Raw genomic sequence first — 16,326 nt, forward strand, 5'->3', positions numbered from 1 at the left:
CTTATTCTATTTCTTCAAATCGTGCATCTTTTTCTTAACAGCTTCGGTAATTTCCGGCGGAGCAAATTTGCTCAGGTCGCCATCATAGCCTGCTACTTCTTTCATAATAGTAGAGCTAAGATATGCATATTCCAGGCTTGTCGTCAGAAACACGGTGTCAATATCCGGAGCAAGCACCCGGTTTGTCTGTGCCATCTGCAGTTCAAATTCAAAATCGGTAACTGCACGAAGCCCGCGCACGATCACCTGTGCATGATTCTCTCTGGCAAAGTTCACAGAAAGACCCTTGAATGCCTTGATTTCTACATTCTCCATGTCTTTTGTTGCCTTTTCTAGTATATTAACACGTTCTTCAACAGAAAACAACGGACTTTTTGCAGAATTATGCAAAACTCCTACGATTACTTTGTCGAAAGATACGCTTGCACGCTTGATTATGTCCAGATGACCATAAGTGGCCGGATCAAAACTTCCTGGATAAACAGCTATTACCATGTATTTTTCTCACTTTCCCCGGCATAAAAAGATATGCTTGTTAGTTTTGTATTCTTTGGAACGCAGCTGTCTGTAGCCAAGATCTTCCACATAACCGAAATCTGTAGTAAGGTCAGCTTCCACGATGATCAGTGTATTCTCATCCAGAATACTGCTGTCCTGAAGGTATTCCAGAACCTGACGCTCCAGTTCATGGTTATATGGGGGATCCATAAATATGCAGTCAAAAACGCCCTTTCCTTCTAAGGAACGAAGGGCCTGCATCACGTCCATATTCAGCAGTGTACCACTATCTGCAAGTTTTGTAAATGTCAGATTTTCTCTTATGCATGTGCATGCCTTGGGATTTTTTTCAACAAAAACAGCCCGAGCTGCTCCGCGGCTTAATGCCTCAATGCCGATTGCACCGCTTCCGCTGAACAGATCAAGGAAGTGACAATCCAGAAGTTCAGGCTGAAGAATATTAAAAAGAGTTTCTTTGATGCGGTCTGTGGTCGGGCGTGTGTCCATACCCGGCACAGTCTTAAGGTTCAGTCGTCTTGCTTTTCCTGCGATGACTCTCATTTCAGATTCAGTCTCCAATCCAGATCACCACGGGCCAGTCCAAGAATAAGAAGTTCTGCAGTAGCGATATTGGTCGCCACCGGAATATTATACTGGTCACAGCGCTTTACAATAGCTGTGATGTCTGGCTCCTTTGGATCTATCATAACAGGATTATAGAAAAGTATTACCATATCCAGATCCTGCCGCTCTACCATTTCCATGAACTGCTTATCGCCTCCGATACTGCCCGGTAAAAACTTATGGACATGAAGACCGGTGGCTTCCTCAATTCTTCTTCCTGTAGTGCCGGTAGCATATACTTCATGCTTGGCCAGGATGTTCTTATAAGCGATACAGAAATCTTCAATGAGAACTTTTTTACTATTATGTGCAATGATACCTAAATTCATAGTTCACCTCTCCCATTTCTTTCTGTTTATTGTACCAATTATAGCAAATTGACAAAAGAAGTGCAACAAAAACGTTTGAATATATACAAAATTCATTATTTGTTAAGAATTTGTTTTTAAATGACGTATTGATTTATTTGGTTTTTTTATATTTTATTGTGCAAATCAGCTCCGTATTCTACCGCTACGCTTCATTTTTTAGCCTTATTACATGAAAATTCTTCTGTATAAGTATATGAATACGCACAATTTTCATAATTTTCGCACATTTAAAGATAAAAATTTCACAATTTCTTTTTATATGTAAAAAAATATAACAACCCACTTTTTTTTGCATATTTATATGAGAAGCGTATTGTTTTCAATAGTTTTCAATAATCTTCACAGCTGATTTTTGTTTGTTTACACCATTTTATTTTCCTCCAAATCATCCCAAGGTTTCAGACCCATTTCCTCCAAGGTGATACCATACGGTGCACCTCCGGAGGTATAACCGGCAATAAAGAAAAATCGGTCATCTTGCAAGATCTCTTCTTTAGCCAGATTATCTCTTGTTTCTTTTTTCAGTTTTGCTCTCATCTGTTGTTTCTTTTGTTTTGCAACAGCTGCTTTTTCTTCCGGTGTTTTCTTATGTTTTTTTGTCATAAGTATTTCTAGTGTAATTCCATTCTGAATGTCTTCTTTCATCAGCATAATCATTGTATCAGGATAAAGTTCACAAAGTATCCGCAATACGTTCCCATAAGTTCATGTCATTATTGAAATCGTACATATTTCAGTATAAAAAGTTCACTATTCAAATTCTGATTATTATTTCTCCATATACTCTTCTGCCATATGTACTGCCATAGCACCATCTGCCACTGCTGTTACTATCTGACGAAGTAACTTTGTTCTGACATCTCCTACAGCATAAACACCCGGAATACTCGTTTCAGTGTTTTCACCTGCCACAATATATCCTTTATTATCCAGTTCTATCTGATTATCTAAAAAATCTGTTGTCGGTTTTCTTCCTATACTCACAAACAGGCCGTCACATTCTATAATGTTTTCTTCTCCTGTAACTGTATCTTTCAACCGCACACCAGTCAATCGTTCTCCATAAATCAGTTCATTTACTGTATTATTCCATCGAAACTCTATATTTTCAGTTTTCATCAGCTGGTCATGGTAGATTTTCGTTGCACGTAATGTATCTCTACGATGAACAATGATGACTTTCTTAGCAATTCGACTTAAAAGAGCAGCATCTGATACAGCAGAATTTCCACCACCAACAACCACCACGATCTTATCTTTATAAAACATACCATCACAGGAGGCACAATAAGCAACCCCATGACCTATCAATTCTTTTTCTTTAGCGAGACCAAGTTCTCTTGGATTTGCTCCAGTAGCAATCACTACTGTTTTCCCAATATAAATTCCCGAACTAGTTTCTACTCTCTTAAGCTTTCCTGTTAAATCCATATTAAAAACTTCAGCATATTCACTTTTAGCGCCAAATTTTTCCGCCTGTTTTTGCATTTTCTCTGCCAATGAAAATCCGTCAATTCCATTTTCAAAACCAGGATAGTTATCAATCTGCCAGGTCAATGACATCTGACCACCTGCAGATAATTTTTCTAAAACAATTGTATCAAATCCTGCTCTGGCTGCGTATAATGCTGAAGTATACCCTCCAGGTCCTCCCCCCACGATAATCATATCGTAAACATGATTTTCATTCATACAGCAGTCCTCCTTTTATTTTTCCAATGCTTCATTAATAAAATTCTCTATCATTATTTTTGATTCAGGTGCAACAATAGAATCTATTGCCTTTCCATCTCGATATAAAACCAGCGTAGGAATTATCTCAATCTTTTCAGCTTCTGCAATCTGTGGTTCTTCATCAATATTTACTTTTCCAGCAATAAGAATATCGCTGTATTCTTCACTTATTTTTTCATAAGCCGCTCCAATTCTACGGCAATAACCACACCAAGGTGCCCAGAAATCAACCAAAACCGGTTTTTCTTTATGAATTAATTGTCCAAACTTTTCTTTATTTATATTTATTGATGTCATATTTTTCAACTCCTTCTCCTGTTTGAACTTAATATATCGCATAAAAGATCTTGCTTCTGTGATGATATCACAGAAAAGATAATTTACTTTATTACACTTCTTTTTATTTCTATTTGTGGCATATGCCAGTTACATAATTGACGCATCTAAAAAAAGCAAGTATACTATATTCGTAAAGGAGATAACGGTTATGAACTTCGAAAATTGTTTTCCACTATGGAATGACTTAAATACAACACAGAAAAAAATAATTTCAGACAATTTAATCACACAGTATGTAAAAAAAGGGACAATCATTCACAATGGAAACCTGGATTGCACTGGATTATTACTGGTTAAATCCGGGCAGCTTCGAACCTACATACTTTCAGATGAAGGACGAGAGATTACACTTTACCGTCTGTTCGATATGGATATGTGTCTTTTATCCGCCTCATGTATCATACGCTCCATTCAATTTGAAGTAACCATTGAAGCAGAAAAAGATACTGATCTTTGGATCATCCCTGCTGAAATCTATAAGGGCATTATGAAGGAATCTGCTCCCGTCGCAAACTATACCAATGAGTTAATAGCCACCCGTTTTTCTGATGTCATGTGGCTGATTGAACAAATCATGTGGAAGAGTTTGGATAAGCGTGTTGCTTCATTTCTTTTAGAAGAGACCTCTATCGAAGGAACAAACGAGCTGAAAATCACTCATGAGACGATTGCTAATCATCTTGGTTCCCACAGGGAAGTTATCACTCGAATGCTTCGATACTTTCAAGGCGAGGGTCTCGTCAAACTCTCCCGCGGCAAAATCACAATCCTTGATCCAAAAAGACTGGAAACACTCCAAAGGTCATAAAATTGTTTTTCTGTAACATATAAAGAAGAATCCTCCATTTATCAGAATTATGAAAGTCATTCTAATAAATGGGGGATCTTTTTATATTACGAGAAAATTATAAAAATATTATGATTATTTTTAATAATCCATACCACATGCATATGCCTTTTCAATCAGCGCACGGTCATTGACAACTGCATCATAGAAGCGGAATCCGCCGGAGAAGTTGTATGTTTCATATCCATTTCCTTCCAGAATACGACTGGCAATATAACTTCGCAGCCCACTCTGGCATATCAGGTAAACAGGCTTTCCCTTCTCAATTTCATTGATACGTTCCCTTAGTTCATCTACAGGAATGTTTTTGAATCCATTCATATGCCCCCTGTTAAATTCACCTACAGTTCTCACATCCAGCAACACAACACTTTTATCTCTAGAAATCTTATCCATATCTTCCAGATGCCATTGTTTTAAGGTACCTTTTGCTATATTGTCTATCATGAATCCTGCCATATTTACAGGATCCTTGGCAGAGGAATAAGGCGGTGCATATGCGAGATCCAAATCCTTCAGCTGGGTTGCCTTCAGCCCTGCATGGATTGCTGTTGCCAGCACATCAATACGTTTATCAACTCCTTCATATCCAATAATCTGAGCACCAAGCAAACGATAGGTCTCTTTTTCAAAAACCACCTTCATGGTCATCACTTTTCCACCAGGATAGTAACCGGCATGACTCATAGGAGAAAGAATTACTGTATCTACCTCTAATCCTGACTTTTTGGCATTGGTTTCATTGATACCTGTAGTGGCTGCTGTCATATCAAACACTTTTATAACGGAGCTTCCCTGACTGCCCAGGTAACGACTATCACCGCCACAAATATTATCAGCGATGATTCTGCCCTGTTTATTGGCTGGTCCTGCCAAAGAAATCAGCGCATCATTACCCGTAACATAATGTTTTACCTGAACTGCATCACCTGCAGCATAAATATCCGGTACAGAGGTTTCCATTCTGTCATTCACTATAATACTTTCCTTGATGCCAAGTTCCAGACCGGCTTCTTTTGCTAATACTGTGTCTGGTGTGACTCCGATTGCCAGAACTACCATATCAGCCTGAAGGGATGGATTATCTTTCAACAGGACCTCCACTCCGTTGTCTTTTTCTTTAAATCCTTCTACTGTATAGCCCAGTACCAGTTTTATCCCATGCTTTCTCATTTCATTATGGATCATGGATGCCATATCCGGGTCAAAAGGGTTCATCAGCTGCTTAGGCCGCTGGACAATCGTAACATCCATGCCAAGCTCCCTCAAATTTTCTGCCAGTTCCAGACCAATAAAACCGCCACCTGCCAATACAGCCGATTTTGGATGATTCTTATTTATATATTCCTTTATCCGAAAAGTGTCTTCTACAGTACGAAGTGTAAAAAGTTTATCAATACCTACTCCGGGAAGTCTCGGCTGTGTTGGCTTTGCACCTGGAGAGAGGATCAGCTTATCATATTTTTCTTCAAATATCTCACCATTCTCTAAATTTTTCACTGAAACCTTTTTACGTTCCGGATGTATGGAGATAACTTCATGATGAATTTTCATGTTAATACGGAAGCGTTTAAAAAAACTCTCTGGTGTCTGTAGTGTAAGTTCTTCCGGGTCTGTGATCACGTCTCCAATATAATATGGAAGTCCACAATTTGCATAGGATATGTATCCGGATCTTTCAAACACAGTAATTTCAGCATGTTCATTCAGTCTGCGTATTCTTGCTGCGGCTGTAGCTCCTCCGGCTACACCTCCTACAATTATTACCTTCATCTTATTTTTCCACCTTTCCTGAGTAAGCTGCAATGCCACCGATATTATTTACTTTAGAATATCCCATTCGTTGCAGTATCCCAGTTGCCTGGCGGCTTCGTGAACCGGAATAACAGTATACAAACAGTGGGATATCCTTATTCTTCGCTACAGAAGCAATATTGTCAAGTTGCTGCAACGGCACATTTTTACTTTCTGGTATATGTCCTTCCTGATATTCCTGCGGTGTACGTACATCCAGCAGAACTGCATCATCAGTCCTTTTATATTCTTCTATGCCTTGATTAATATTCGACTGTTTAAAGAGATCAAAAAATCCCATTAGCACACCTCCCTAAAGCATTTCTAAAATCGCATTCTTAGGTCTCGCCCCTGAAACTTGCTGTACAATCTTCCCATTCTTCATAACCACTAAAGTCGGAATGCTCATAATACTGAACTTATTTGCCAGTTCAGGCTCTTCATCTACATTAATCTTTCCAACTTTAATATCTCTACGCTCACTTGCAATCTCCTCTACAATGGGTACTACCATGCGGCAAGGCGCACACCAAGATGCCCAAAAATCTAAAAGAACGGGTTTATCGGAATTCAGTACTTCGTTCTGAAAATTATTTTTATTGATATTAATAGCAGACATTTTACAGTCCTCCTTATCTTTTTCTTTTTGTAGATTTATTATAGTCTTAATTTCATTTATTATCCGTGATTACATCACCATACCTCATTAACTTAACTTCTTGCCATACCATCTACACTTAATATAACACCTGTAATGTAACTCGCCTCATCTGAAGCAAGAAACACAAACGCATTGGCAATATCTTCTGGCTGTCCAAGACGACGCAATGGAATTCTTTCAATCATAGGTTCGATAACTTCCTTTGGCACGGCCTTCATCATATCAGTTTCTGTAATCCCAGGTGCAACAGCATTAACACGAATACCTTTAGGTCCTAGTTCTCTTGCTAATGATACAGTCAATCCGTTTACTGCAAACTTCGATGCCGGATAAGCAAACCCACTTGGCTGTCCCGAAATACTCACCATGGAAGAAGTTGAGAGAATGACCCCCTTGCCTCTTGCCACCATACATTCTGCTGCTACACGAGTAGTATTAAATACTCCTTTTACATTTAGATCCATGACTTTATCAAAAGTCTCCTCTGTATAATCCATAAATGAGGTGTTTTCTGAAATCCCTGCATTATTTACCAATATGTCGACACATCCATATTTTTCAGTTGCCTCTTTAAAAGCCTTTCTGACAGACTCCATGCTTGCCAGATTTGGACTAATTCCAGCAACTATTGCATTGGGATATTTTTCTTTTAATTTATCTACAGCAACATCTGCCGATTCCTGTGAACTTGCTGCCAACACAACTGAAGCACCTTCCTTCAAGAATTTATCAGATGTAGCAAATCCTATACCACGGCTTCCACCCGTAATGATTGCAACTTTATCTTTTAATCTCATTTAGACTACCTCCTTACTTTGTTTGTAGGTACATTATAAGCAAAAGGTAAATCATTTTCTGTGATATCATCACAAACTATCGCAATAAAAAACCCTGTTGCTCACACGCACCAGGGTTTCAGACTGTAGACAAAGGGGGATGTGAAATAAGTCCCCTTTTGTGTGTTTCAAATCAGTTCTGTTAATACTTTAATGAAGAAGATCACGATCACCACAATCATAACCGGTTTTACGATCTTGTGACCGTTTGAAGTAAAGCTATGACTTCCAAGATAATTCCCTGCCATGTTACAAACTCCTGCTGCAATTCCCAGTGGCAAAAGCACTTTGCCATTGATCAGAAATACGACAAGTGCTGTGATATTGGTTGTCAGATTGATTGCCTTTGTGGCACCTGCTGCATCGTTTAATGTCATATGACAGAAACCGGTAAATAAAAGCATCAGAAATGTTCCTGTTCCCGGTCCGTAAATCCCATCATAAATACCAACTACAGCTGCGATCAGAATACTTTTAAAAATCAGCATTCCATTGATTACTTCTGTTGCATTTTCGTCTTTTCCTTTCAGTGCTTTGCTTCTCAGTACATAAAACAAAATGACCGGAAGCACAACCAGCATGGCGATCTTTAAAGCTTTCTCCGAAATCAGAAGAGCCAGATGAGATCCTATCCAGGATCCGGCAATTGCACCAAAAACTGCCGGAATACAGATTTTCCATTTCATAAAGCCTTTTTTCATGTAGTGAAAAGATGCCACGAAAGTTCCCATGGAGCTGCTCATTTTATTTGTTGCAATTGCAGTATGTACCGGCAGTCCCGCAATCATATATGCCGGAAGTGAGATCAGTCCGCCTCCTCCGGCAATCGAATCCACAAATCCTGCCAGAAATACAAAAAAACATACTACCAGATAAACTAAAACCACATTTTCTCCCACGTTCCCTGTCCTCAATTTCCTTTTGTATTTTTATTATTTTTTCATCGCAATCAATGTCGGGCGAAGAATCTGTACGTATTCTTCATACATTACTTCTCGCAGAAAATCTACATATTCCCAGAAAGTCAGCTCACCGTCCGGTGTAAGGATTTCAAAATCTGTATCATACACATTTACAAACAATCCCGTCTCCTGAAGTCCGTTCCGAAGATAAAAAGCCTTTCTTTTTTTGCGTTCTTCAGCATTTTCTGCTTTTTCATCCTGTGTTTCTATTTCAAAAATATATTTATGATTTTTGAACTTTTTAAGTAATGCCTCCAGTCCCCTGCTTCCATATCCGTAATTTCTTTTCTCCGGTACAATTGCATAATAATCCAGAAGCGCCCTATCCTGCTCCGCATCGATCAGATTGATTGCCAGTCCTACGAATTCATCTTCGTCAACCATTGCAAGCATCTCCATCTTTCCATCTGCTACCAGGTTTTCCATTACCTGCAGGGGCTTTTTCTCCTGTTCCGGAAATGCTTTATCATACAGATCATAAAGCTGCCATTTATATTTTGCGCCTTCATCGGCAATGTTTACAAGTTTCATTTTTCTCTCCTGCTTAATTATTGATCATATCCGGCCATGACAGAATTTCTCCGGCAATCTTTTCTTCATAATCGCCCTCAATATCCTCACTTCTGCCTGCCTCATAGATATTTGTCTCTGCACCCCAGACTCCATCGTGATATTCCCACACATGGAATTTCAGTCCGCGGAACATAAAATCCAGACTTCCGCATCCGTCTTCTTCGGTATATTCAAACCTGATATTTTTTTGATTCAATGCATCCTGTACTGTCTGCAATCTCATATTCATTCCCCCGTCTTGCATATTTATTAGTTATTGCTGTTCACAACAACACCTGTTTGTTACTGTTCACTCCGTTCACAGCAACTTGGTCAAAATCCATTCCAAAACACCTCGCGGAATACTGCCTGTGTTCACAGCAACACCTGTTTTTCTAGTATAACACATCTTCGGCGGTTGTCTATTGTAAAAAACGCTTCGATGATTTATTATAGTAAATAGCGAAAAAATGAGGAGTGTAACCTTATGACTACAAAAATGGTTTTTCATGGAAGTGACATAGAAAAAATATGTGACTACTATCATTTAAATAAAGAAGATATCGTTAAATTCGGGGCAAATGTCAATCCTCTTGGCCTCTCCGCCTCTGTAAAAAAAGAAATTGCAGAAAATGTCGATCTTTTTTCTTCTTATCCGGACAGAGATTATGTATCTCTCAGAAATACGATCTCAGAATACTGCAGGATTCCCGCTGAATTTATTTTACCGGGAAATGGTTCCAGTGAACTGATCTCACTTCTGATTCAGGAACGTGCGCCGAAACACACCCTGATTCTCGGACCGACATATTCCGAATATTCCAGAGAACTTTCTTTCTCCGGAAGCACACAGGAATATTATCATCTGCGAGAAGAACGAAATTTCACTCTCGATGTAGAGGATCTGTGCAAAACTCTGGAAAACGGTTATGATTTCCTGATTCTCTGCAATCCGAATAATCCGACTTCCTCTGCGATCATGCAGGAAGATCTCCGCAAACTGATCGCATTCTGTGCAGATAAAGATATTTTTGTCATGATCGATGAAACTTACGTAGAGTTCGCACCGGATGTCGAAGAAATAACTGCAATTCCTCTGACCAGAGAATTTACCAATCTTATGGTACTGCGTGGTGTTTCTAAATTTTATGCTGCACCGGGCATGCGTCTCGGTTACGGAATTACCGGAAATATGGAATTTCTTTCCAAAATGCGAGAAAAACAGACGCCATGGTCACTGAACAGTCTTGGTGCCTTTGCCGGAGAGCTGATGCTCCGTGACCACGACTACATTCAGGAAACGCGTGATCTGATCCTCGATGAGCGTGACCGCATGGAGCAGGAACTTCAAAATATCCCTACTTTTAAAGTTTATCCTGCCTATGCCAATTTCATCTTATTAAAAATCCGCCGGGACGGTCTGACTTCCGCCGATGTCTTTGAGGCCTGCATCAAAAAAGGCCTGATGATCCGCGACTGTTCTTCCTTCCAGTGCCTGGACGGCGAATTTGTCCGCTTCTGCATCATGATGCCCGACGATAATACAAAACTCTTAAACGTACTGAAGCAGCTGTAATCCAGCTGCTTCAGACTGTAGACAAAGCCCTGCTTTTGCAGGGTTTTGCTATTGTTGGAACCGCTTTTCTGATATAATAAATATCAGAAGGGCGGTGTTTTTTATGATGACGAAAAATGCAGATAAAAACAGAGAACAAATGATGATGTTTTCCATGGATGACATGGTACCTCAAAACCATATGCTGCGATTGATTGATAAAGCAATCAATTGGAATTTTATTTATGATCTGGTTGAAGAAAAATACTGTCCGGATAACGGCCGTCCCAGTATGGATCCCGTCATGCTGATAAAGATACCATTCATTCAGTATCTCTATGGGATAAAAAGCATGCGTCAGACCATGAAAGAGATCGAGGTAAACGTTGCATACCGTTGGTTTCTCGGACTAGACATGTTAGATCCAGTACCTCATTTCTCTACATTTGGAAAGAATTATACCCGCCGTTTCAAAGATACAGACCTTTTTGAGCATATCTTTTCAAAGATTCTGGAAAAAAGCGCGGATGGAAATGAAAGCCGGGCTTACCTTTGCATGCATGAATCTGAAAAAACTGGCAAAGATCCTGGAAAAACGAGGTTGGAACACAGCCAGATTTTTGTTGATTTTGAAGAAAATAAAAAGAAAAGAAGTTTTAAAAGAAAAATGGTGCTGGGCATAACACCCAACACCAAGTTTGTCTACAGTCTGAAACCCTGTTGCTCACACGCACCAGGGTTTTTGTTTATCTATCCGTATTTAAATAATCAGAATTTTATTCAACTTCTGAAAACTGATCTTTTCCAACATTACATAATGGGCATTCAAAATCTTCTGGAACGTCCTCCCACTTTGTTCCTGGTGCAATACCACCTTCAGGATAACCTTTCTCTTCATCATATTCCCATCCGCAAACGTCACATACATATTTCATTAGTTTGTTCCTCCTTCTATTATTATAATAATCAATATTACTGATTACCTTTTATTTAAAATAATAATTCAATCATCATTTTTTCCGTTCAAAAACATATTCTGCATCTGATGATAAATCAGAGCGGAATGAATAGCCTAGTCTATCAAATTTCTTAATATCCTCAGGATTTTCAATTCTGTTTTCAGCCATGAACCTAACCATTTCACCACGGGCCATCTTAGCATATGTACCTTTTGTCACCAGTTTATCTCCTGATAACTCACAAAATGTAATCGTAATGTATCTATCCTGTCGTGTCAGATATTTTTCTATGCACTTAGAGTATTCTTTCGATGCCAGATTGATTATAATCCTGCTGTTATCAATCACTGAGCGGTATAATAAATCTCCCCAGTACTCATATAGATTTTTTGTTTCTCCTATTCCAACCTTCGCCTGCATTTCCAAACGATAAGGCGTCACACCATCCCTTGGTTTTAACACACCATAAAATGCAGATATTATTCTCAAATGCTTTTGTACATACTCGAACTGACTGTCCTCAAACACGGATGGAGCCATATATTGAAAAGCAATTCCTTCATATGATAAGACAGCTGGGGTAAGTAAATGATAAAGATCCATGTTTTCCAATCTATTGAAGTTCTGTTCTGTAATTTTGTCATTACATTTCCAGATAGTCTTCAGTTCTTCTTTTGACTTACTTTTCAACCAACTTTGTATCTCTGTCGTCTTTTCAATAAATTCAGGCAATCCATCCGGCGCTATGCTGTCAGTATCTGTAATCATCTTTTTAGCAGGGGATAATATTATCTTCATTAATCTAATTCCTTGAGCATATTTTCAGGATCATCTGCAGCCTTGACTTTATCATTTGCCTTTATAATAATCCCCTGTTCATCAATAAGATATGTGGTTCTTACTACTCCCATAGAGACTTTTCCATAATTTTTCTTTTCTTTCCATACATCATATGCTTCAATAACTTTCCGCTCTGGATCTGCTAAAAGTGTAAATGCCAATCCATATTTTTCCTCAAATCTCTTATGAGAGGATACAGAATCCTTACTGACTCCAAGAATAACTGCTCCTTTTTCGGTAAACTGAGGGTATCGCTCAGAAAACCCACATGCCTGTTTCGTGCATCCCGCTGTATTATCCTTGGGATAGAAATATAAAATCACTTTTTTTCCTGTATAATCCGATAATCTATGTATTTTCCCATTTTGATCTGGCAACTCAAAATCCGGTGCCTTAACCCCTACTTCCAACATTATTTATCCCTCCCTTTCTGTATCTTTCTCTTTATTCGCCTTTTTCTTCCTATTCCCGGTAATCATTTTATGACCTGTATATATCGCCATTACCATACATAACATAGAACTTAAAGCAAAGTATTTGTGACTTGATTTTTGCTTTTTATATCCAGTGTAAAAAGTCCCAAGCATTGTGATCAATGCTCCTACTGACCAATATTTATGTGCTTTCATGTAATTCCTCCATTTTTTCAGTGTATTCAATTCTAATTATACGCTACCATATTCCTATGTCAATTTGATAATAGAGCATTTCTATAAAATTTTTCAAAATATCATTGTCAAAACTATGTATTGTTATCCTTTAATTTTTCTTTGAAATAATTGACAAAAAGCTTGCTTTCAGGAGATTACTATTTAATCTCTTTTCCATCTATATATAGTTGAAATTTATCAGGATTATTGACAACATCATAGTCCTTTCCGTATTCTACAGGTCTATATTCGGCTGTCATTACCGATTCCCCGTCTTCAATATCTTCTTTCCATAAATAGATGTTCATATCAATGCTCGTCGCATATCCTCTGTCTGTGGAGAATTTTGTCGAATGTAAAGAATCATCCTTGTACATCTGCAAAAGTTTTCTTGCAAACGCTTCTCTATCCTCAATATCTTCCCTATTTGCGACCACGGTTATATTTTCATCCCGATTTACAGAAAAAGTTCCAACTACATCTGGTTCGCCTTCTTTATGACTGGATTCAAATTTCCCATATAGTAGTAGTAAAATAATATGTCATGCCAGCGCAATATATTACCTAGAATATCGCTATAACAGGAAAGGGGCTGCATTATGACAGCCCCTAGTTTACTTCATCACGTTGTCTACATTCTGAGTGAACTCGTTCCCTGGTTTATTTTAGCATCGATCTGGATTTTGTTTCATAAAGATAAATTTTGCCACAGAGCGGTCGTATGTTTTAATGTGTCCAAACAGCCAGTCGATTACATTTTTCTGTACAAGTTCACTGAACCGATCTGTTGGTCCTTCATACTCCTGAAGGTATTCATACAGTTCCTGAATTGTCTTTTTAAACTCTTCATGTTTTTCATAATGTTTTTCACGCTCTGGATAACCGGCTTTTTCCTGAAGTGCTTCTTCTTCTTTAAAATGAAAGTCAGTATACTCGTTAAGATAATCCAGAAGTTTGATCGCCTTTACCTTGCTGTCGCCATTTTGACAGGCAATTACAAAGTTCTGAATACGGTCAATCAATTCTTTGTGCTGTGTATCGATTGTTTTATTTCCTGTTACTAAATTGTCATCAAAGGTAATGTTTAAATCGTAAGTCATAATTTGACCTCCATTTCTTTTATATGTTCTCTTAGGCTCTTTTAATGTCTGGCAGTTTCGTATCTGCATTTTCTGCTTAGTCTTCTACAGGAACGAAAACATCTTTTCCTAATCCGCAGATTGGGCATGTCCAGTCATCTGGAATATCCTCAAATGCAGTTCCTGGAGCGATACCTCCGTCTGGATCGCCTACTGCCGGATCATAAATATAGCCACATGGTTCACATTCATATTTTTTCATAGTCATTTTCCCTTTTCAATGTCGATTTATTTTTGTTACCAAGTTCCTAGCAATTTTTCTAACACTTTGTTTCTTGTATATCTGTATTATACATGATAATTATTCTTTTGTCAATAATAGTAATTATTATTATTTTTGTACTTAGCATAAACTGATATTTGAATTGCACATTTACATATTGTATATATTATGGGAATAGTTGAATAAAAAAATGAACTCTATTCATTAAAGACAGAGTTGCTGGAAATTACTTCTCTCCAACAACTTTCTTCGTCTTTAAGTCCTTGAAACACAATACTGTCCAATCAGATTCATCCAATTGTTATATTTATTCTTTTCACACACCTTTCGGCAAATTTCATTTTCCATCAATACACAGAACATCTTATCATAATCAAATGCCCAAACAGCACCATTCACATGGTTTTCCACTGCTTTCTGATCTATGTTCTTTAAACGTGTGACCATTTTTTCAATTTCTCCATTTCTCAAGTTACCGATATTTTTGCAGATAAACCGAAAGAAATTCAACGTTGCATATTCGTCATGCCAATGGAACTCTTCTGGATTGTTTTTAATTTTACTGGCTCGCTGCTGTTCTTTGATTATCTGATCAGCTACATCTTTCATCGAATCTTCGTATCTCATATTACTCACCTACTCTTCCTCAACGCCCAGTGACGGTCTAAATCTTTTATCCTTTGCCTGCGGTACCACGATCTCATGATTTTGATGGGAAGCAATTACTTACTACAACTTGCAGAAGCGGATATCCAAAAGGCATTGTGGGAGCTGCCTTTGCTGACCGAAATCCATCTTCTTATGTAAAACCTGCAGGAATATAAAGGGAAAGTGACTATCCCTGCCGATTAATAATCCAAATAATATCGTCTATACCAATCTCTCCTTATGCTGTTTTTCTCTCCATAAACCATTTATCCACTTCGTAAAACAAGTGGCTTTCCTGCCCCTGTATCATACAGGTGTACATCATTCCTACACCGCCTGCCTTTCTGCTGGCGCACCGCTCGATTTTCAAAATTCTGTCAATGCTATACTTTCTTCCATCCTCCCATGTAAAAAATATGGGAACCAGCTGTCCGTCTTTCCGAAACTCTTCTACTACATTTACATATACTTTGTTCATGCCGACACCTCACTATAAAATCTCAATTGCTCTTGGCGATGCCGGAATTCTGCGGATATATCCATTTAACTCCAACTGTTTGATTCTGGAAAAAGCAGATGATGTTGATCTTACTCCGCTTATTTTTCAAAATTCCCGTACTGTCGGCGGATATCCATGCTCCTTCGTATAATCCAAAATACACTGATAACTTTCTTTCTGTTTTCTGATTAATGCTTTTTCAAATCTATCCCTCCAATTACCCATGAAAATAACTGTGTGGATGGATCGTGTGCGTACCAGCGTCTAAGTGGGATAAGACTTTATCCTGATACATTGCCGCTCGCTGTATACTGAAATAACCAAACCGTCGTCTGATCTCATCTACAGTGCGATCCAGCTTCTCTAACTTTTCCTTTTTCTCCTGATTTCCAAATAAATCCAACTGCACGGGAATATAATCTAACACAAGATCCGCAGCTCGGATTCCCAGGCTTCTAATGGGATGTTCCAATTTGTAATTATCTTTAAATAGCTGAAATGCTGCAGTTACAATCTCGTTTGTAATATTCGTTGGCTGTCGTAAATGTATCTGTCTGGAAAAACTATACAATCCATTATCTCGAACTGTAATTTC

General features: G+C 38.3%; 25 protein-coding genes and 2 pseudogenes. 4 read left to right on the forward strand and 23 right to left on the reverse strand.

All coding sequences use genetic code 11. The features are described from left to right. Positions 1–6 precede the first annotated feature (6 nt). The 6 genes from coaD to I2D69_RS20215 form a co-directional block, all read right to left on the reverse strand. Positions 7–495: a pantetheine-phosphate adenylyltransferase gene (gene coaD / locus I2D69_RS13215; RefSeq protein WP_118583104.1), complete on the reverse strand. Its 489-nt coding sequence runs from the start codon at positions 493–495 to the stop codon at positions 7–9. Positions 496–504: 9 nt separating this feature from the next. Continuing rightward, positions 505–1,059 (reverse strand): 16S rRNA (guanine(966)-N(2))-methyltransferase RsmD, encoded by a 555-nt coding sequence (gene rsmD, locus I2D69_RS13220; RefSeq protein WP_118583107.1) that lies wholly within the window; start codon positions 1,057–1,059, stop codon positions 505–507. Further along, positions 1,056–1,451 (reverse strand): methylglyoxal synthase, encoded by a 396-nt coding sequence (locus I2D69_RS13225; RefSeq protein ID WP_021926957.1) that lies wholly within the window; start codon positions 1,449–1,451, stop codon positions 1,056–1,058. Before I2D69_RS13225 ends, rsmD begins: the two co-directional genes overlap by 4 nt. A 402-nt stretch (positions 1,452–1,853) precedes the next feature. After that, a complete protein-coding gene (locus tag I2D69_RS13230) occupies positions 1,854–2,138 on the reverse strand; it encodes a hypothetical protein (protein ID WP_243243822.1) in 285 nt (94 codons plus the stop codon). 123 nt (positions 2,139–2,261) lie between these two features. Further along, entirely contained in the window at positions 2,262–3,185 is a 924-nt protein-coding gene (trxB, locus tag I2D69_RS13235) for a thioredoxin-disulfide reductase (RefSeq protein WP_026648815.1), read from the reverse strand. Between the two features lie 15 nt (positions 3,186–3,200). Continuing rightward, positions 3,201–3,524, reverse strand: a complete 324-nt coding sequence (locus I2D69_RS20215; protein ID WP_005330449.1) for a thioredoxin family protein — start codon at positions 3,522–3,524, stop codon at positions 3,201–3,203. A gap of 115 nt (positions 3,525–3,639) precedes the next feature. On the opposite strand from I2D69_RS20215, the gene I2D69_RS13240 reads away from it, so the two are divergent. Then, on the forward strand, positions 3,640–4,374 hold the full coding sequence (locus I2D69_RS13240) for a Crp/Fnr family transcriptional regulator (protein WP_334285474.1): 735 nt from the start codon (positions 3,640–3,642) through the stop codon (positions 4,372–4,374). A gap of 120 nt (positions 4,375–4,494) precedes the next feature. Here the strand turns inward: I2D69_RS13240 and I2D69_RS13245 are convergent, their stop codons facing one another. The 7 genes from I2D69_RS13245 to I2D69_RS13275 all read right to left on the reverse strand — a co-directional run bounded on the left by I2D69_RS13245 (position 4,495) and on the right by I2D69_RS13275 (position 9,462). Further along, positions 4,495–6,186 (reverse strand): FAD-dependent oxidoreductase, encoded by a 1,692-nt coding sequence (locus tag I2D69_RS13245; protein WP_195380026.1) that lies wholly within the window; start codon positions 6,184–6,186, stop codon positions 4,495–4,497. A gap of 1 nt (position 6,187) precedes the next feature. Beyond that, positions 6,188–6,508: a rhodanese-like domain-containing protein gene (locus I2D69_RS13250; protein WP_005421613.1), complete on the reverse strand. Its 321-nt coding sequence runs from the start codon at positions 6,506–6,508 to the stop codon at positions 6,188–6,190. Positions 6,509–6,520: 12 nt separating this feature from the next. Beyond that, positions 6,521–6,826, reverse strand: coding sequence for a thioredoxin (gene trxA, locus I2D69_RS13255; protein ID WP_005421612.1), 306 nt, complete (start codon positions 6,824–6,826; stop codon positions 6,521–6,523). Positions 6,827–6,918: 92 nt separating this feature from the next. Then, on the reverse strand, positions 6,919–7,665 hold the full coding sequence (locus I2D69_RS13260; protein ID WP_173716729.1) for a 3-oxoacyl-ACP reductase family protein: 747 nt from the start codon (positions 7,663–7,665) through the stop codon (positions 6,919–6,921). A gap of 167 nt (positions 7,666–7,832) precedes the next feature. Then, positions 7,833–8,591: a TSUP family transporter gene (locus I2D69_RS13265; RefSeq protein ID WP_118583172.1), complete on the reverse strand. Its 759-nt coding sequence runs from the start codon at positions 8,589–8,591 to the stop codon at positions 7,833–7,835. A 45-nt stretch (positions 8,592–8,636) separates the two neighbouring features. Beyond that, a complete protein-coding gene (locus I2D69_RS13270; RefSeq protein WP_173716727.1) occupies positions 8,637–9,197 on the reverse strand; it encodes a GNAT family N-acetyltransferase in 561 nt (186 codons plus the stop codon). 13 nt (positions 9,198–9,210) lie between these two features. After that, a complete protein-coding gene (locus I2D69_RS13275; RefSeq protein WP_118583122.1) occupies positions 9,211–9,462 on the reverse strand; it encodes a kinase in 252 nt (83 codons plus the stop codon). 243 nt (positions 9,463–9,705) lie between these two features. On the opposite strand from I2D69_RS13275, the gene I2D69_RS13280 reads away from it, so the two are divergent. The 3 genes and pseudogenes from I2D69_RS13280 (at position 9,706) to I2D69_RS13290 (ending at position 11,456) form a co-directional block, all read left to right on the forward strand. Continuing rightward, positions 9,706–10,794 carry a histidinol-phosphate transaminase gene (locus I2D69_RS13280; RefSeq protein WP_195380027.1) on the forward strand — a complete coding sequence of 363 codons (1,089 nt, stop codon included), beginning with the start codon at positions 9,706–9,708 and terminating at the stop codon, positions 10,792–10,794. Positions 10,795–10,897: 103 nt separating this feature from the next. Further along, positions 10,898–11,287: pseudogene (locus tag I2D69_RS13285) on the forward strand (transposase); the annotation flags it as partial. 13 nt (positions 11,288–11,300) lie between these two features. After that, positions 11,301–11,456: a hypothetical protein gene (locus tag I2D69_RS13290; RefSeq protein WP_173770323.1), complete on the forward strand. Its 156-nt coding sequence runs from the start codon at positions 11,301–11,303 to the stop codon at positions 11,454–11,456. Positions 11,457–11,549: 93 nt separating this feature from the next. On the opposite strand, the gene I2D69_RS13295 is transcribed toward I2D69_RS13290, so the two are convergent. The 10 genes and pseudogenes from I2D69_RS13295 to I2D69_RS13340 all read right to left on the reverse strand — a co-directional run. Then, complete coding sequence (locus I2D69_RS13295) at positions 11,550–11,708, reverse strand: rubredoxin (RefSeq protein WP_055055545.1); 159 nt, start codon at positions 11,706–11,708, stop codon at positions 11,550–11,552. A 75-nt stretch (positions 11,709–11,783) separates the two neighbouring features. Continuing rightward, entirely contained in the window at positions 11,784–12,530 is a 747-nt protein-coding gene (yaaA, locus tag I2D69_RS13300; protein WP_148463576.1) for a peroxide stress protein YaaA, read from the reverse strand. Further along, the gene (gene bcp, locus I2D69_RS13305; protein WP_055060581.1) at positions 12,530–12,985 is read right to left on the reverse strand and encodes a thioredoxin-dependent thiol peroxidase; all 456 of its coding nucleotides are present in this window, start codon (positions 12,983–12,985) and stop codon (positions 12,530–12,532) included. The genes yaaA and bcp overlap by 1 nt, the downstream gene beginning before the upstream one ends. Before the next feature lie 3 nt (positions 12,986–12,988). Next, a complete protein-coding gene (locus I2D69_RS13310; RefSeq protein ID WP_005421604.1) occupies positions 12,989–13,201 on the reverse strand; it encodes a DUF6219 family protein in 213 nt (70 codons plus the stop codon). A gap of 179 nt (positions 13,202–13,380) precedes the next feature. After that, positions 13,381–13,659, reverse strand: a complete 279-nt coding sequence (locus I2D69_RS13315) for a hypothetical protein (protein WP_195380031.1) — start codon at positions 13,657–13,659, stop codon at positions 13,381–13,383. A gap of 228 nt (positions 13,660–13,887) precedes the next feature. Next, entirely contained in the window at positions 13,888–14,322 is a 435-nt protein-coding gene (locus tag I2D69_RS13320) for a hemerythrin family protein (protein WP_019161195.1), read from the reverse strand. A 76-nt stretch (positions 14,323–14,398) separates the two neighbouring features. Further along, positions 14,399–14,563: a rubredoxin gene (gene rd, locus I2D69_RS13325; RefSeq protein WP_148463579.1), complete on the reverse strand. Its 165-nt coding sequence runs from the start codon at positions 14,561–14,563 to the stop codon at positions 14,399–14,401. A gap of 276 nt (positions 14,564–14,839) precedes the next feature. Further along, entirely contained in the window at positions 14,840–15,211 is a 372-nt protein-coding gene (locus I2D69_RS13330; protein WP_148463580.1) for a hypothetical protein, read from the reverse strand. A gap of 259 nt (positions 15,212–15,470) precedes the next feature. Further along, positions 15,471–15,710 carry a hypothetical protein gene (locus I2D69_RS13335; protein ID WP_148463581.1) on the reverse strand — a complete coding sequence of 80 codons (240 nt, stop codon included), beginning with the start codon at positions 15,708–15,710 and terminating at the stop codon, positions 15,471–15,473. A 238-nt stretch (positions 15,711–15,948) separates the two neighbouring features. Next, a pseudogene (locus tag I2D69_RS13340) lies at positions 15,949–16,326 on the reverse strand (DNA polymerase IV); the annotation flags it as partial.

Source organism: Ruminococcus sp. D54t1_190329_F1, from assembly GCF_015551645.1.
Taxonomy (GTDB): domain Bacteria; phylum Bacillota; class Clostridia; order Lachnospirales; family Lachnospiraceae; genus Blautia_A; species Blautia_A faecis.

Excerpts from the sequence above, each read along its gene's own strand:
- I2D69_RS13290 (WP_173770323.1), top strand. The coding sequence starts at position 11,301 with ATGGAAATGAAAGCCGGGCTTACCTTTGCATGCATGAATCTGAAAAAA.
- coaD (WP_118583104.1), bottom strand. The coding sequence starts at position 495 with ATGGTAATAGCTGTTTATCCAGGAAGTTTTGATCCGGCCACTTATGGT.
- trxA (WP_005421612.1), bottom strand. The coding sequence starts at position 6,826 with ATGTCTGCTATTAATATCAATAAAAATAATTTTCAGAACGAAGTACTG.
- I2D69_RS13250 (WP_005421613.1), bottom strand. The coding sequence starts at position 6,508 with ATGGGATTTTTTGATCTCTTTAAACAGTCGAATATTAATCAAGGCATA.
- yaaA (WP_148463576.1), bottom strand. The coding sequence starts at position 12,530 with ATGAAGATAATATTATCCCCTGCTAAAAAGATGATTACAGATACTGAC.
- I2D69_RS13270 (WP_173716727.1), bottom strand. The coding sequence starts at position 9,197 with ATGAAACTTGTAAACATTGCCGATGAAGGCGCAAAATATAAATGGCAG.
- rsmD (WP_118583107.1), bottom strand. The coding sequence starts at position 1,059 with ATGAGAGTCATCGCAGGAAAAGCAAGACGACTGAACCTTAAGACTGTG.
- I2D69_RS13330 (WP_148463580.1), bottom strand. The coding sequence starts at position 15,211 with ATGAGATACGAAGATTCGATGAAAGATGTAGCTGATCAGATAATCAAA.
- I2D69_RS20215 (WP_005330449.1), bottom strand. The coding sequence starts at position 3,524 with ATGACATCAATAAATATAAATAAAGAAAAGTTTGGACAATTAATTCAT.
- I2D69_RS13260 (WP_173716729.1), bottom strand. The coding sequence starts at position 7,665 with ATGAGATTAAAAGATAAAGTTGCAATCATTACGGGTGGAAGCCGTGGT.
- I2D69_RS13295 (WP_055055545.1), bottom strand. The coding sequence starts at position 11,708 with ATGAAATATGTATGTGACGTTTGCGGATGGGAATATGATGAAGAGAAA.
- I2D69_RS13310 (WP_005421604.1), bottom strand. The coding sequence starts at position 13,201 with ATGAAAGCACATAAATATTGGTCAGTAGGAGCATTGATCACAATGCTT.
- I2D69_RS13225 (WP_021926957.1), bottom strand. The coding sequence starts at position 1,451 with ATGAATTTAGGTATCATTGCACATAATAGTAAAAAAGTTCTCATTGAA.
- I2D69_RS13230 (WP_243243822.1), bottom strand. The coding sequence starts at position 2,138 with ATGAAAGAAGACATTCAGAATGGAATTACACTAGAAATACTTATGACA.
- rd (WP_148463579.1), bottom strand. The coding sequence starts at position 14,563 with ATGAAAAAATATGAATGTGAACCATGTGGCTATATTTATGATCCGGCA.
- I2D69_RS13335 (WP_148463581.1), bottom strand. The coding sequence starts at position 15,710 with ATGAACAAAGTATATGTAAATGTAGTAGAAGAGTTTCGGAAAGACGGA.
- I2D69_RS13275 (WP_118583122.1), bottom strand. The coding sequence starts at position 9,462 with ATGAGATTGCAGACAGTACAGGATGCATTGAATCAAAAAAATATCAGG.
- I2D69_RS13280 (WP_195380027.1), top strand. The coding sequence starts at position 9,706 with ATGACTACAAAAATGGTTTTTCATGGAAGTGACATAGAAAAAATATGT.
- bcp (WP_055060581.1), bottom strand. The coding sequence starts at position 12,985 with ATGTTGGAAGTAGGGGTTAAGGCACCGGATTTTGAGTTGCCAGATCAA.
- I2D69_RS13320 (WP_019161195.1), bottom strand. The coding sequence starts at position 14,322 with ATGACTTACGATTTAAACATTACCTTTGATGACAATTTAGTAACAGGA.
- trxB (WP_026648815.1), bottom strand. The coding sequence starts at position 3,185 with ATGAATGAAAATCATGTTTACGATATGATTATCGTGGGGGGAGGACCT.
- I2D69_RS13245 (WP_195380026.1), bottom strand. The coding sequence starts at position 6,186 with ATGAAGGTAATAATTGTAGGAGGTGTAGCCGGAGGAGCTACAGCCGCA.